This is a genomic window from Pseudomonas sp. BN415, assembly GCF_029871195.1.
Lineage (GTDB): Bacteria > Pseudomonadota > Gammaproteobacteria > Pseudomonadales > Pseudomonadaceae > Metapseudomonas > Metapseudomonas resinovorans.
This window is the reverse complement of the sequence record NZ_SSOK01000057.1, coordinates 59867-74026: the sequence shown is the minus strand read 5'-3', so window position 1 is coordinate 74026 and position 14160 is coordinate 59867. Positions and strand designations below refer to the sequence as shown.

Sequence of the window (14160 nt, the reverse complement as noted above, 5' to 3'; positions counted from 1 at the left end):
GAATTCGCGCTGTCGTCTTGATACGGAAAATCACCCGCGCATGTCGGGAAAACTTCCCAGCCCGGGCATGACTTGGCATTGCTGCCAAAGCCCTTGCCGATACGTTCCGAGGCGTTACGACCAACGAAGGTTGCCGTGACTACGACCAAGGTATCGGTCGCTCGATACCAAGGCGCTACAGCCAGATGAGGTCTCAGGTCTTAGCCTGACAGATAGGGAAACCCGCAAGAGGATTCCATCATGATCGTCATCAAGCACCTTCTGTTACCGCTGCTGCTGATCTGCTGCCTGCTCGAGTTCGAACTGGCCAGGGCCTCCAGCGACCTGGTCCGCCCTGCCATCGACCTGCCAAATCAACGTTTCTCCGTCCCGGCATCCACTCCCGCAGCCGACTGATTGGTCTCGACTCTCCCGCCTCCATAACACCCGTCTTGCTGGTGAATGACCTGGCGTCGTTCGTCAGCAAGCTCGCGCCTGCATGCCTGATGGCGCCAGGGCATTCGTCCGCATGCATCCACCCGCACTACTACCAAGGGAGGAAGGGCAAGCCACCAAAGCAGGATGGGGGCGTCCCCGGGGGCTTCCTAACATGTCTCCACAGCGCTCCCCACGGAGCGCCGCCTTGCCCAGCAGCTCTATGAGGATGTACGTGATGAACAACAACAGCGCACTGCGCGGCCTCGCATTCCTGGCCGGCCTGACTCTCAGCGGAATGGTCCTGGCCCATGGCGACGTGGTGCCCCAGGCCGTGAACACCGAAGGCCTGGAGGCACTGGGCAAGGAGTGGCGCGACGAGAACCCCTACCGCGCGCCCTATCCCCAGCATGACCTTGCCGTCGAGATCGGCTCTTCGGCGTACAACCAGAACTGTGCTCGCTGCCATGGCCTGGAAGCCAAATCCGGTGGTATCGCCCCGGACCTGCGCTACCTGGAAACCGATGCCAGCGGTGACGAGTGGTTCAAGGAGCGGGTGATCAACGGCGCGGTGCGCGACGGTGCGGTGTACATGCCGAAGATGGCCGAGTTCCTCAGCCAGGAAGCCTTGTGGGCCATCCGCACCTACCTGGAAAGCGTGCATGTGGACGAGTGATCGCCATGCGCCTGCTGGTCTTATTGTGCTGGCTGCTGTGCCTGCCACTGGCGCAGGCACAGGTGCGGCCCTATGACGACATCGTCGACTCCGGCTTGCTCCGGGTGGCTGTCTACGAGCGCTTCGCGCCCTATAGCTTCAGGGAGGGCGAGCAGGCGCGTGGTGTGGATGTCGACCTGGCCCGCGCGTTAGCCGACGGCCTCGGCCTGAAACTGGAGCTGCTCTGGGTCACCCCTGGCGAAAAGTTGGATGATGACCTGCGCAACGTCATCTGGAAGGGCCACTACATGCGCCCCGGCGTGTTCGCTGACGTGATGCTGCGGGTGCCCTATGACCGTGATTTCTCGCAGAAGCGCAATGACGTGGGCGAACTGGCTAACGAGCAGGTGGTGATGTTCGGCCCCTACCAGCGTGAGCGCTGGCAGGTGGTTTACGACAGCCGCCGTCTACCCGAAGTGCCAAGCATCGGCGTGTTCCAGTTCCACCCGATTGGCGTGGAACTGGAGAGCGTACCGTCGTTCTACCTCACCTCGGTGCTCGCAGGTCGGCTGTCGCGCAACACCCATCACTATCCGGGGCCTGCGGCAGCCTTCGAGGCCATGCGCAAGGGCGAGGTGGATGCGGTGATGGCCTTGCGCGGTGAGCTGGACTGGCTGAAGCATCAGGCCCACGATCCGCGGATCAAGGACGCCGACAACGCCTACCCCAACCTCGGCCAGCCCGACTGGGACATTGGCATGGCGGTCCACGAGAGCAACCGCCAGTTGGCCAATGCCCTGGAGGAAACCCTCGACGGCATGGTGCGCGACGGTCGAATGGAGAAACTCTATGCGGCCTACGGCCTGCGCTATGAGTTGCCGGGGCTCTATCAGGACGTTCAATAGGCGGAGGTGCGGGATGCACAGGTGTTCGTTCCGCCTCGCTGAACCACTGCCGCTATGATCCGAGCCGCAGCGCCAGCCACCGCTACCCGAAGTATGAAACAGACCCCCTGCCGAGGGTGGATCGCGCAAAGGATTGACATCCCGCCGCCTGAAAGCGGCTCCGCGCGCGCAGCGCCCTCTCCTTCGGAAGAGGGCCGGGTGAGGGAGGCTACACCAGCTCCGCGTGCTTCAACTCGCTCTTCAGGTAGGCGTAGTAGATCGGCGCTGCCACCAGCCCCTGCAAGCCGAAGATCGACTCGAACGCGAGCATCGCCAGCAGCAGTTCCCAGGCCCTGGCGCTGATCTGGCCGCCAACGATGCGCGCGTTGAGGAAGTATTCCAGTTTGTGGATGGCAATCAGGTAGCCCAGGGCACCCAGCGCGACCCAGAGGGATACCGAGAATCCAGCGATGAAGATGAGCGTGTTGGACATCAGGTTGCCGATCACCGGCAGCAGGCCAAGGATGAAGGTCAGCAGGATCAGCACCTTGGTCAGTGGCAGGTGGATGTCCATCAGCGGCAGCACCACTGCGAGGAAGATGCCGGTGAGGGTGGTGTTGACCAGGGAAATCTTGATCTGCGCGAAGACGATGTTGCGGAAGGCGGTGACCAGCAGTGCCATGCGCTCCAGCAGCAGGCGGCTGAGCGGACGCAGGGTCTCGAAATTGGGGATGGGCTGCAGGGCGATGATGGCGCCAAGGATCATGCCGATCAGCATGGTCACGAAGGTGTGTGCCGCGCCCTTGCCCAGCAGTTGCAACTGGCCGACGTGGGCACGCAGCCATTCCATCAGTTCGCGGCGCAGGTCATCGGCGTTGGCCGGCAGGTAGTTCTCGATGGACGCCGGCAGCTGCGCCCGCGCCTGCTCGGTCAGGAGGATGAACTTCTCCAGCAACTGGCCAGGGTTGTGGACTTCCTGGGTCACTACGCCGGCGATCCATACGAAGAAGAGTGTCAGCAGGCTCACCACCAGCATGCCCAGCAAGGCCACCGCGAGCCAGTGGGCGCGGCGGCCACCGGGAATGACCGGTTGCAGGCGGGGTGCCAGAGTGACCACCAGTTCGTAGACCAGCAGGCCGGACAGCAAGGAAGGCAACAGGTGGAACGGCAGCACCAGCAGCAGGCCGATGAGCGCGATGGCCCAGCTGGCCAGGAGCAATTGACGATCTGTGAAGAGTTGCATAGGTCCCGGGGGCCTTGGAAAACGAAGCAGGGGCGGCAGTCTGCCAGTGGGAGGCGCTGCCGCACAATCGGCAGCTGAAGTATGCAGGGACGTGGCGGTATTGCTACCAACGGACGAGGAAAATCCGCACTGTGTCCAATTGTTGGCCTCACGTGGCAAACCAAGAATTTGCGGCAGACCGGGAAAATTTCCCGGATCACAACAACAAGCCCGCAGAGGTAGCCGCAAATGAAGCTCGCCACACCCCACCAGCCTTTCGCCCGGACGCTGCTGTGCGTCGCCATGATGCTCTCGAGCAGCCTGGCCCTGGCCGGCGTCACCGACGAAGACATCCTTGCCGATGCCATGTCCACCGACCAGGTGGTGACCAATGGCCTGGGCTTGCAGGGCCAGCGCTACAGCACCCTGGATGACCTCAACAGCAACAACGTGCAGCAACTGCGTCCCGTGTGGGCGCTGTCTTTCGGTGGCGAGAAGCAGCGCGGCCAGCAAGCCCAGCCGTTGGTGAAGGACGGTGTGATGTATGTCACGGGCTCCTATTCCCGGGTGTTTGCAGTCGACGCGCGCACCGGCAGGAAACTCTGGCAGTACGATGCCCGCTTGCCCGACGGCATCATGCCCTGCTGCGACGTGATCAACCGTGGCGTGGCGCTCTACGACGACCTGGTGATCTTCGGCACGCTGGACGCCAAGCTGGTGGCCCTGAACAAGGACACAGGCAAGGTGGTTTGGCGCAAGACCGTCGCTGACTACAAGGCGGGCTACTCGATCTCGGCCGCGCCGCTGGTGGTCAAGGGCAAGTTGATCACTGGCGTCGCCGGTGGCGAGTTCGGCGTAGTGGGCAAGATTGAGGCCTACAACCCGAAGAACGGCGAGTTGCTCTGGACCCGTCCGACCGTGGAAGGTCACATGGGCTACGTCTACAAGGACGGCAAACAGGTCGAGAACGGTATTTCTGGCGGCGAGGCCGGCAAGACCTGGCCGGGTGATCTTTGGAAGACCGGCGGCGCCGCTCCCTGGCTGGGCGGCTATTACGATCCGGAGACCGATACCCTGCTGATCGGTACCGGCAACCCCTCGCCGTGGAACTCCCACCTGCGTCCGGGTGACAACCTGTACTCGTCTTCGCGCTTAGCGCTTAACCCGGAAGATGGCTCCATCAAGTGGCACTTCCAGACGACCCCGCACGATGGCTGGGACTTTGACGGCGTGAACGAGCTGGTGTCCTTCAACTACCAAGACGGCGGCAAGACCGTGAAGGCTGCCGCCACCGCCGACCGCAATGGCTTTTTCTATGTACTGGACCGCACCAACGGCAAGTTCATCCGCGGTTTCCCTTTCGTTGACCAGGTGACCTGGGCCAAGGGGCTGGACAAGGAGGGCCGCCCGATCTACGACGACGCCAAGCGTCCTGGTGCGCCGGGCGCCGATGGCAAGCACGGCAGCTCGGTGTTCGTGGCACCGTCCTTCCTCGGCGGAAAGAACTGGATGCCCATGGCCTACAGCCAGGACACCGGCCTGTTCTACGTGCCGTCCAACGAGTGGGGCATGGACATGTGGAACGAGAACATCGCCTACAAGAAAGGTGCGGCCTACCTGGGCGCCGGCTTCACCATCAAACCGCTGAACGAGGACTACATCGGCGTGCTGCGTGCCATCGACCCGAAGAGCGGCAAGGAAGTCTGGCGCTACAAGAACTACGCGCCGCTCTGGGGCGGTGTGCTCGCCACCAAGGGCAATCTGGTGTTCACCGGTAACCCTGAGGGTTACCTGATGGCATTCGACGCCAAGTCCGGTAAGAAACTCTATGAGTTCAATACCGGCTCCGGTGTGATCGGTTCGCCCATCACCTGGGAAATGGACGGCGAGCAGTACGTCTCCGTGCTCTCCGGCTGGGGCGGTGCCGTGCCGCTCTGGGGCGGCGAGGTGGCCAAGCGCATCAAGGACCTGAACCAGGGTGGCATGCTCTGGACCTTCAAGCTGCCGAAAGAGGCGGTGGTCGCCAAGCGGTGATGCGCAGCAAGGCCCGCTCCGGCGGGCCTTGTCTTGTTCATGTAGGCGTACCGCAGGATGGGTGGAGTCCGCGAAATCCATCGACCACCCAAGATGGGTTTCGCTTCGCTCTATCGCATCCTACGCAACTGCACGGGTTGCCCGGACGGTGAGTGATCCGGCTACACCCACGGTTCTACGACCAAGGAACCATGTCGCCTGACGGCGATTCGCCGCTTAATACCCGAAAACAATGACAACAAAGGGACAAGCGATGCGCTACTGCCTGATCCACAACCTCCTGATTATCGTCATCGCCGGTGTAATGGCCTTTACCGGCCTGCCGCCCTGGCTGGGTGTCCTCCTTCTGCTGCCCGTACCCTGGCTATTTCGACCGAAGACGATGGCCGCGCAGGCCAATGCGGAGGAGGGCGCCGACATCGCACGGCTGACCCGCGACCTGTCCCGCAGCACCAGCCACAACGCCCTGTCCGCCGCCGGGGTCGCCTGGTCGGTGGACCGCCTGGCCGAACGCCTCAAATCCCAGTTGCAGGCCGCCGAGCGCATCGTCGGCAGCGCCGAGGTGATGATCGCGACCGAGGCCGCCACGTCCGAACTCAGCCAGCAGGCCTTCGCCGCCGCCCATGGCGCACGTCAGAGCAGTGATGAAGGCCGCGAGGTGCTGCATCAGGCGATAGCGCTTATGCACCAGCTCAGCGCCCGTGCCAGCGCCAGCCGCGAGCTGATTGCGGCCCTTAGTCAGCGCAGCGAGGAAATTCAGCAGGTGGCCCAGGTCATTCAGTCCATCGCCAGCCAGACCAATCTGCTGGCACTGAACGCCGCCATAGAGGCCGCGCGGGCTGGGGAGCATGGCCGGGGTTTTGCCGTGGTGGCGGACGAGGTGCGCGGTCTGGCCGGGCGAACCGCCAGCGCCACCGGCGAAGTGGGGCAGATGGTGGCCGACATCCAGCGGCAGACGATGCTGGTGGTGGAACAGATCCAGCAGCTTTCCACCGATCTGGATGCGGGCGTAGGGCAGGTGGAGCTGACTGGCCACCAACTGGAAAAGATTGCGGGCCTGGCCGCCGCAGTGGAAGGGCAGGTGGACGAAATCGCCCGAGGCGCCCGGACCAACCGCGACCAGCTTGCGGGCTTGTTCGAGGCCGTGGGGCAGATGCGCAGCGACCTGGGTGTCAGTGATGAGCAGACCCGCCGCCTGGCTGATGCCGCCAGCCAACTGGAAGCACAAGCAGAGACCATCAGCGAACGCCTGGCCGAAGTGGGCCTGGATGACTACCACCAGCGGGTCTACGACCTGGCCCGGCAGGGCGCGACGTCCATCGCCGAACGTTTCGAGCGGGATGTGCGGGACGGCCACATCAGCCTCGATGACCTGTTCGACCGTCGCTTCCAAGTGGTGCCCGGCACCTACCCGCAGAAATACAGCTCGCGCTTCGACCGCTACACCGACCAGGTCCTGCCGGACATCCAGGAGCCGCTGCTCGAACGACATGAGGGCCTGGTGTTCGCCATCGCCTGCACCCAGGAGGGCTATGTGCCCACCCACAACCTGGCCTTCAGTCAAGCGCCCAGCGGCGACCGCGAGCAGGACATGGCACGCAGCCGCAGCAAGCGGATGTTCAGCGACCGCACCGGCATCCGCTGTGGCAGCCACCAGCAGCCGCTGCTGCTGCAGACCTATACCCGTGACACCGGCGAGCTGATGCACGACCTCTCGGTGCCGATCATCATCCACGGGCGCCATTGGGGTGGCTTGCGCCTGGGCTACCGGCCCGAGCAGGCCGCTGCGACACCGGCTCCGCGCAAGGGCGCTCTGGCAAGGGCCTGAGGACGGGCCAATTACTACCAAATGAGGAGGGTGTCTGTGCCATGGGCGCATACCGGGGAGTGCAGGGCGCTGACTAAGATCGATCTACAACCTGCCCAACCGGGTGGGCACCGACCAGAGAGAGCAACGCCATGATCTATGCACAACCCGGCACTCCGGGCGCCATCGTCAGCTTCAAGCCGCGCTACGGCAACTTCATCGGCGGCGAGTTCGTACCGCCGGTGGGTGGCCAGTACTTCACCAACACCTCCCCCGTGAATGGCGAGGTGATTGCCGAGTTCCCCCGTTCCGGCGCTGAGGATGTCGAGAGGGCGCTGGATGCCGCCCACGCCGTGGCTGACGCCTGGGGCAAGACCTCCGTGCAGGACCGTGCGCTGATCCTGCTGAAGATCGCCGACCGTATCGAACAGAACCTGGACGTGCTGGCCGTCACCGAAACCTGGGACAACGGCAAGGCCGTGCGCGAGACCCTGAACGCCGACGTACCGCTGGCCGCTGACCACTTTCGTTACTTCGCCGGCTGTATTCGCGCACAGGAAGGCAGCGCCGCCGAGATCAACGAGCACACTGCTGCCTATCACTTCCACGAGCCGCTGGGCGTGGTCGGGCAGATCATCCCGTGGAACTTCCCGCTGCTGATGGCCGCCTGGAAACTGGCCCCGGCGCTGGCTGCCGGCAACTGTGTGGTGCTCAAGCCTGCCGAGCAGACCCCGCTGTCGATCATGGTGCTGGCGGAGATCATTGGCGACCTGCTGCCGCCTGGCGTGCTGAACATTGTCCAGGGCTTCGGCAAGGAGGCCGGCCAGGCGCTCGCCACCAGCAAACGCATCGCCAAGATCGCCTTCACCGGCTCCACCCCGGTGGGTGCCCACATCCTCCACTGCGCGGCGGAGAACATCATTCCGTCCACCGTGGAACTGGGCGGCAAGAGTCCGAACATCTACTTCGAAGACATCATGCAGGCCGAGCCCGAGTTCATCGAGAAGGCGGCCGAAGGCCTAGTGCTGGCCTTCTTCAACCAGGGCGAGGTGTGCACCTGCCCGTCGCGCGCGCTGGTGCAGGAATCCATCTACCCGGCGTTCATGGCCGAGGTGATGAAGAAGGTCAACGCCATCAAGCGTGGAGACCCGCTGGACACCGACACCATGGTTGGTGCCCAGGCCTCGCAGCAGCAGTTCGAGAAGATCCTCTCCTACCTGGAAATCGCCCAGCAGGAAGGTGCCGAGCTGCTGGCCGGCGGTGCGGCCGAAAAACTGGAGGGCGGCCTCGCCAGTGGCTACTACATCCAGCCGACGTTGCTGAAGGGGCACAACAAGATGCGCGTGTTCCAGGAGGAAATCTTCGGCCCGGTGGTGGGCGTTACCACCTTCAAGGATGAAGCCGAAGCCCTGGCGATTGCCAACGACACCGAGTTCGGCCTGGGCGCTGGCGTCTGGACCCGCGACATCAACCGCGCCTACCGCATGGGCCGTGGCATCAAGGCCGGGCGCGTGTGGACCAACTGCTACCACCTGTACCCGGCCCACGCCGCGTTCGGTGGCTACAAGAAGTCCGGCGTCGGCCGTGAAACCCACAAGATGATGCTCGACCACTACCAGCAGACCAAGAACCTGCTGATTAGCTACGACATCAATCCGCTGGGCTTCTTCTGATCTACGATTGATTCGGTGGCGCGCAGGTTCGGGCGCCACACTCCCTTTGTCGATGATGCCCTGCCAGCGGGACTGCGCACACGAATCCCATGCCCGCCAGGGTTTACTCGCAACGCGGCTTCGGCCGCGTTTTTTCTTGGCGACCCTGTAGGAGCCAGCTTGCTGGCGAGCGGTGCCACGACCTTCGCGAGCAAGCTCGCTCCTACACAGCTAGCTCGGCCTGACGCATGGCCTGCCGGTCCCCAAAAGCCCTACCAAATCACGAGCGTATCTCCTCCGAAAGTACCATTCGGGCCTCTCCGGCCTGGTGATTAACTGGACTTGCCGGAATCCTCCGGCGCCATAACAAGAGGATGGCTCCATGTGGACTAAACCCGCCTTTACCGATCTGCGCATTGGTTTCGAAGTGACCCTGTACTTCGCCAACCGCTGATCCGCATCGCCCCGGCCCTGCCGGGGCCCCCGCCCAGGGCTATTCCCATGCATATCCAGATTCTCGGCTCGGCCGCCGGTGGGGGTTTCCCCCAGTGGAACTGCAACTGCCACAACTGCCGTGGCGTGCGCAGCGGCAAGGTCCGCGCCCAGCCGCGCACCCAATCTTCGATTGCCATCAGCGCCAACGGCGTCGACTGGGTACTGTGCAACGCCTCGCCTGATATCCGTGCCCAGCTGGAGGCCTTCCCGCCACTGCAGCCGGCGCGCCGTGTGCGCGACACGGGTATTGCGGCGATCATCCTGATGGACAGCCAGATCGATCACGTCACCGGCCTGCTCAGCCTGCGCGAAGGCTGTCCGCACCAGGTCTGGTGCACTGAGATGGTCCACCAGGACCTCAGCACTGGCTTCCCGCTCTTCACCATGCTCAGTCACTGGAATGGCGGGCTGGCATGGAACCCCATCGACCTCGCCAGCCCAGGCTTCGAGATTCCCGCCTGCGCTGGGCTGCGCTTCACCGCGGTTCCCTTGCTGAGCAGTGCGCCGCCGTATTCGCCGCACCGGGGCAACCCGCACCCGGGTGACAACATCGGGCTGCTGGTGGAAGACCTGAATACCGGCGGCAATCTGTTCTACGCCCCCGGCCTTGGTCAGATAAACGAAACCTTGCGCGACTGGATGCACCGCGCCGACTGCCTGCTCGTGGACGGCACCCTGTGGCGTGACGACGAAATGCGCCATTGCGAGGTAGGCGACAAACTCGGCAGCGAGATGGGCCATCTGCCGCAGAGCGGTCCGGGCGGGATGATCGAGGTGCTCGACGGCATTTCGGGCCCGCGCAAGGTGCTCATTCACATCAACAACACCAACCCGATCCTCGACGTCGATTCCCGCGAGCGCGCCGAACTGGGCCGTCACGGCATCGAAGTGGCCTGGGACGGCATGAGCATCGAGTTGTAAGGGAGCCCGAGATGAACCAGACAGCCATGAGCCCCGCCGAGTTCGAGCAGGCCCTGCGCGCCAAGGGCGCCTGCTACCACATCCATCATCCCTATCACCGTGCCATGTACGAAGGCCGTGCCAGCCGCGAGCAGATCCAGGGCTGGGTGGCGAACCGCTTCTACTACCAGGTGAACATCCCGCTGAAGGACGCCGCCATCCTGGCCAACTGCCCGGACCGTAATACCCGCCGCGAATGGATTCAGCGCATCCTCGATCACGACGGTGCCCCCGGCGAGGAAGGCGGCATCGAGGCCTGGCTGCGTCTGGCCGAGGCCGTCGGGCTGGACCGTGAGCAGGTGCTGTCCCAGGAACTGGTGCTGCCGGGTGTGCGCTTCGCCGTGGACGCCTACGTGAACTTCGCCCGCCGCGCGAGCTGGCAGGAGGCCGCCAGCAGTTCCCTGACCGAGCTGTTCGCGCCGCAGATCCACCAGTCGCGGCTGGACAGCTGGCCGCAGCACTATCCCTGGATCGACCCGGCCGGCTACGACTATTTCAGGAAGCGCCTGAAGGAGGCGCGCCGCGACGTCGAGCATGGCCTGCGCATCACCCTCGAGCACTACCGCACCTTTGATGCCCAGCAGCGCATGCTGGAGATCCTGCAATTCAAGCTGGACGTGCTCTGGAGCATGCTCGATGCCATGAGCATGGCCTTCGAGCTGGAACGTCCACCGTTCCACACGGTGACCCGTGAACGGGTCTGGCACCGGGGGATTGCCCTATGAGCGACTTCGACATGCATCAGGTACCCAACCTGCGGCGGGGCTTCCGCCTGCAATGGGAACCGGCCCAGGGCTGCCACGTGCTGCTGTATCCGGAAGGCATGGTGCGGCTTAACGAGAGTGCGGGAGAGATCCTGCGCCTGGTGGATGGCCAACGTTCGGTGGCGCAGATCGTCTTCGACCTGCGTCGGCGTTTCCCCGACGTACCCGGCCTGGACGAAGACATACTGGCGTTCATCGAGGTGGCCCATGCCCAGTTCTGGTTGCAACTCGAAGCCTGAAACCCAGCCGGGGCCACCGTTCTGGCTGCTGGCCGAGCTGACGTATCGCTGCCCGCTGCAGTGCCCGTACTGCTCGAACCCCCTCGACTTCGCGAAACAGGGCGAGGAACTGACGACCGCCCAGTGGATCGAGGTGTTCCGCCAGGCCCGCGAGCTGGGCGCGGCACAACTCGGCTTCTCCGGTGGCGAGCCGCTGGTGCGCCAGGACCTGGAAGAGCTGATCCGTGCCGCGCGGGAGCTGGGCTACTACACCAACCTGATCACCTCCGGCATCGGCCTGACCGAGGCGCGCATGGCGGCCTTCAAGGACGCCGGGCTGGACCACATCCAGATCAGCTTCCAGGCCGCCGATGAAGAGGTGAACAACCTCTTGGCCGGCTCGCGCAAGGCCTTCGCCCAGAAGCTGGCCATGGCTCGCGCGGTGAAGGCCCAGGGCTACCCGATGGTGCTGAACTTCGTCACCCATCGGCACAACATCGACAGCATCGGGCGAATCATCGAGCTATGTCTGGAGCTGGAAGCGGACTTCGTCGAACTCGCCACCTGCCAGTTCTACGGCTGGGCCGAACTGAACCGCGCCGGCCTGCTGCCGACCCGCGAGCAACTGCAGCGCGCCGAGCGCATCACCCATCAATACCGGGAAAAGCTGGCGGCACAGAACCACCCCTGCAAACTGATCTTCGTCACCCCGGATTACTACGAAGAGCGCCCCAAGGCCTGCATGAACGGCTGGGGCAATCTGTTCCTCGACATCACCCCGGACGGCACGGCGCTGCCTTGCCACAGCGCGCGCCAGTTACCGGTGCAGTTTCCCAATGTGCGCGAGCACAGCCTGCGTCACATCTGGTACGAGTCCTTCGGCTTCAACCGCTTCCGTGGCTACGACTGGATGCCCGAACCCTGCCGGTCGTGCGACGAGAAGGAGCGGGACTTCGGCGGATGCCGTTGCCAGGCCTTCATGCTGACCGGCGATGCCAGCAACGCCGATCCGGTCTGCGCCAAGTCGGCGCACCACGGCAAGATACTGGCGGCACGGGAAGAAGCGGAGCACGCTGCCAAGGCCCTGGAGCAACTGACCTATCGCAATGAGCGCACCTCCAAGATTATCTGCCGCGCTTGAGTACCGTCCTTTTGGTTTCTGGGACAGTGACTGGAGCGCGGAACGTGCCGTGGCGGCGAGCCGTGACTTCGCGGAGCTGCGCTGGGGGCCTGCGGGGCTGTTCTGGAGCCGGTTCGACCCCGCGGATGGCCGTACCACGCTCTGGCGCTGGCAGGCAGGCGTAGCACGGTGCCTCACGCCCGCCGCCTTCTCCGTGCGCAGCCGGGTTTACGAATACGGTGGCGGCGCTTTCTGCTTGCTCGACGAGGGCGTGGCGTTCGTCAACGAGGCGGACCAGCAGATCTACGTCCAGGCGCTCTCCGGCGTGCCTGCCGCGCTGACCGGGAACCCGGGTTGCCGCTACGGCGATCTCTGGCCGGGTGAGCGGGCCGTACTGGCAGTGGAAGAAGACCGAGGCGTTCACCGGCTGGTGTCCATCGCCCTGGAGGGTGGGCACCGTCAGGCACTCGTCGAGGGGGCCGACTTCTACGCCGCACCGCGCATCAGCCCGGATGGCCAGTCCCTCGCCTGGATCGAATGGTCCCGTCCCGCGCAGCCCTGGACGCAAACGCGCCTGTGCCTGCGCCGACGCCAGGATTGCGAGTGGATGCCGATTGAAATCGTTGCCGGCGGGGAAGGTGGGGAATCCCTGCAACAACCGCGCTTCGACGACGAAGGCCGCCTGCACTGCCTCAGCGATCGTAATGGCTGGTGGCAGCCCTGGAGACTCGATGTGCAGGGGTGGCGGCCGCTTCCAGCGGTGCTGGCCGACCACGCGCCCGCACCCTGGCAACTGGGGGCCTGCAGCTATCTGCCGGAGACCGGCTTGAGGAGCTGGCTGGTCGACGGCCAGGGCTACCTGGCTGGCGGCAACGGCGTCCTGCTGGCAACCGGGTTCAGCCGCTTCCGCCAACTCGCGGCGGATGAACGGAATGACTACTGCATCGCCGCCGGAGCGCAGAGCGCCAGCGCCGTGCTGGCCATCGACCGGGATAGCGGTGCCGTACAGGTGCTGGCCGGCGGTGAGTGCGGGCTGGCGGAAGAAGAAGTCTCCACCCCCCGGCCACTGCGCTTTGCCGTCGGGGCAGGGGAGTGGGCCCATGCGTTCTTCTACCCACCCCACAACACTCGCTACCTTGGCCCCGAGGGTCAGTGCCCGCCGCTGCTTGTGTTCTGTCATGGCGGACCGACTTCGGCCTGCCACCCCGTGTTCGATCCACGTATCCAATTCTGGACCCAGCGTGGCTTCGCCGTCGCCGACCTCGACTATCGGGGCAGCAGCGGTTACGGCCGTGCGTATCGCCAACGCCTGGCCGGTGCTTGGGGCGAAGTGGATGTGGAGGATGCCAAGGCTCTGCTTGACCATCTGGCCGGACAGGGGTTGGTGGATCGGCAGCGGGCCTTCATCCGGGGAGCCAGTGCCGGCGGCTTCACCACCTTGCTTTCCCTGGTCGGGGACACGCCCTTCCGTGGTGGCGCCAGCCATTACGGGGTGAGCGACCCACTGGTACTGCGGGAGAGGACCCACAAGTTCGAGGCCGATTACCTGGACTGGCTGATCGGTGACCCCGAACGGGATGCCGAGCGTTACCGGAAGCGCACGCCAGTATTGAGGGCCGGCGAGATCGGTGCGCCGGTGATCTTCTTCCAGGGCGGCCGGGACGCGGTGGTGGTGCCGGAGCAGACCGCTGCCATGGTCACGTCGCTACGCGCGGCCGGGCGGCAAGCGGAGTGCCATGTCTATCCCGAAGAGCAACACGGTTTTCGCCGGGCTGCGAACCTTGCCCATGCCCTGGAGGCCGAGCTGGGGTTCTATCGAGGCTTGCTGTGCCAGGCAGCAGAAGACATGCATTGGCTATAGGGACAGCGCCCAAGGTCTGATTGAAATGACCGGTGAATGAAGTAGGCTGGTTCCTACTCACCTCATAACTACAA

Annotated in this window: 13 protein-coding genes; 12 read left to right on the top strand and 1 reads right to left on the bottom strand. The window is 64.4% G+C overall.

What is annotated here, in order from left to right:
* The first annotated feature begins 240 nt into the window (after positions 1-240).
* From E8F20_RS16250 to E8F20_RS16240, 3 genes are all read left to right on the top strand, one after another.
* The gene (locus E8F20_RS16250; RefSeq protein WP_280284634.1) at positions 241-396 is read left to right on the top strand and encodes a hypothetical protein; all 156 of its coding nucleotides are present in this window, start codon (positions 241-243) and stop codon (positions 394-396) included.
* Between the two features lie 256 nt (positions 397-652).
* Complete coding sequence (pedF, locus tag E8F20_RS16245) at positions 653-1090, top strand: cytochrome c-550 PedF (protein ID WP_280284633.1); 438 nt, start codon at positions 653-655, stop codon at positions 1088-1090.
* Between the two features lie 5 nt (positions 1091-1095).
* Positions 1096-1974 carry a transporter substrate-binding domain-containing protein gene (locus E8F20_RS16240; protein ID WP_280284632.1) on the top strand — a complete coding sequence of 293 codons (879 nt, stop codon included), beginning with the start codon at positions 1096-1098 and terminating at the stop codon, positions 1972-1974.
* Between the two features lie 208 nt (positions 1975-2182).
* Here the strand turns inward: E8F20_RS16240 and E8F20_RS16235 are convergent, their stop codons facing one another.
* Positions 2183-3196: a hypothetical protein gene (locus E8F20_RS16235; protein ID WP_280284631.1), complete on the bottom strand. Its 1014-nt coding sequence runs from the start codon at positions 3194-3196 to the stop codon at positions 2183-2185.
* A 228-nt stretch (positions 3197-3424) separates the two neighbouring features.
* On the opposite strand from E8F20_RS16235, the gene E8F20_RS16230 reads away from it, so the two are divergent.
* The 9 genes from E8F20_RS16230 to E8F20_RS16190 all read left to right on the top strand — a co-directional run bounded on the left by E8F20_RS16230 (position 3425) and on the right by E8F20_RS16190 (position 14086).
* The gene (locus tag E8F20_RS16230) at positions 3425-5209 is read left to right on the top strand and encodes a PQQ-dependent methanol/ethanol family dehydrogenase (RefSeq protein WP_280284630.1); all 1785 of its coding nucleotides are present in this window, start codon (positions 3425-3427) and stop codon (positions 5207-5209) included.
* Between the two features lie 253 nt (positions 5210-5462).
* The gene (locus E8F20_RS16225) at positions 5463-7037 is read left to right on the top strand and encodes a methyl-accepting chemotaxis protein (protein ID WP_280284629.1); all 1575 of its coding nucleotides are present in this window, start codon (positions 5463-5465) and stop codon (positions 7035-7037) included.
* A gap of 131 nt (positions 7038-7168) precedes the next feature.
* Positions 7169-8689, top strand: coding sequence for an aldehyde dehydrogenase family protein (locus E8F20_RS16220; RefSeq protein WP_280284628.1), 1521 nt, complete (start codon positions 7169-7171; stop codon positions 8687-8689).
* 361 nt (positions 8690-9050) lie between these two features.
* The gene (gene pqqA, locus E8F20_RS16215; protein ID WP_072432761.1) at positions 9051-9122 is read left to right on the top strand and encodes a pyrroloquinoline quinone precursor peptide PqqA; all 72 of its coding nucleotides are present in this window, start codon (positions 9051-9053) and stop codon (positions 9120-9122) included.
* Positions 9123-9169: 47 nt separating this feature from the next.
* Positions 9170-10084, top strand: coding sequence for a pyrroloquinoline quinone biosynthesis protein PqqB (pqqB, locus tag E8F20_RS16210; protein WP_280284627.1), 915 nt, complete (start codon positions 9170-9172; stop codon positions 10082-10084).
* An 11-nt stretch (positions 10085-10095) separates the two neighbouring features.
* Complete coding sequence (gene pqqC / locus E8F20_RS16205) at positions 10096-10848, top strand: pyrroloquinoline-quinone synthase PqqC (RefSeq protein ID WP_280284626.1); 753 nt, start codon at positions 10096-10098, stop codon at positions 10846-10848.
* Complete coding sequence (pqqD, locus tag E8F20_RS16200) at positions 10845-11126, top strand: pyrroloquinoline quinone biosynthesis peptide chaperone PqqD (protein ID WP_137821523.1); 282 nt, start codon at positions 10845-10847, stop codon at positions 11124-11126. The genes pqqC and pqqD overlap by 4 nt, the downstream gene beginning before the upstream one ends.
* Complete coding sequence (gene pqqE, locus E8F20_RS16195) at positions 11095-12246, top strand: pyrroloquinoline quinone biosynthesis protein PqqE (RefSeq protein WP_280284625.1); 1152 nt, start codon at positions 11095-11097, stop codon at positions 12244-12246. Before pqqD ends, pqqE begins: the two co-directional genes overlap by 32 nt.
* Positions 12212-14086, top strand: coding sequence for a prolyl oligopeptidase family serine peptidase (locus E8F20_RS16190; protein ID WP_280284624.1), 1875 nt, complete (start codon positions 12212-12214; stop codon positions 14084-14086). Before pqqE ends, E8F20_RS16190 begins: the two co-directional genes overlap by 35 nt.
* Positions 14087-14160 lie beyond the last annotated feature (74 nt).

Coding starts and splice junctions, on each gene's coding strand:
- E8F20_RS16250 (WP_280284634.1), top strand. CDS start 241: ATGATCGTCATCAAGCACCTTCTGTTACCGCTGCTGCTGATCTGCTGC.
- pedF (WP_280284633.1), top strand. CDS start 653: ATGAACAACAACAGCGCACTGCGCGGCCTCGCATTCCTGGCCGGCCTG.
- E8F20_RS16240 (WP_280284632.1), top strand. CDS start 1,096: ATGCGCCTGCTGGTCTTATTGTGCTGGCTGCTGTGCCTGCCACTGGCG.
- E8F20_RS16235 (WP_280284631.1), bottom strand. CDS start 3,196: ATGCAACTCTTCACAGATCGTCAATTGCTCCTGGCCAGCTGGGCCATC.
- E8F20_RS16230 (WP_280284630.1), top strand. CDS start 3,425: ATGAAGCTCGCCACACCCCACCAGCCTTTCGCCCGGACGCTGCTGTGC.
- E8F20_RS16225 (WP_280284629.1), top strand. CDS start 5,463: ATGCGCTACTGCCTGATCCACAACCTCCTGATTATCGTCATCGCCGGT.
- E8F20_RS16220 (WP_280284628.1), top strand. CDS start 7,169: ATGATCTATGCACAACCCGGCACTCCGGGCGCCATCGTCAGCTTCAAG.
- pqqB (WP_280284627.1), top strand. CDS start 9,170: ATGCATATCCAGATTCTCGGCTCGGCCGCCGGTGGGGGTTTCCCCCAG.
- pqqC (WP_280284626.1), top strand. CDS start 10,096: ATGAACCAGACAGCCATGAGCCCCGCCGAGTTCGAGCAGGCCCTGCGC.
- pqqD (WP_137821523.1), top strand. CDS start 10,845: ATGAGCGACTTCGACATGCATCAGGTACCCAACCTGCGGCGGGGCTTC.
- pqqE (WP_280284625.1), top strand. CDS start 11,095: ATGCCCAGTTCTGGTTGCAACTCGAAGCCTGAAACCCAGCCGGGGCCA.
- E8F20_RS16190 (WP_280284624.1), top strand. CDS start 12,212: ATGAGCGCACCTCCAAGATTATCTGCCGCGCTTGAGTACCGTCCTTTT.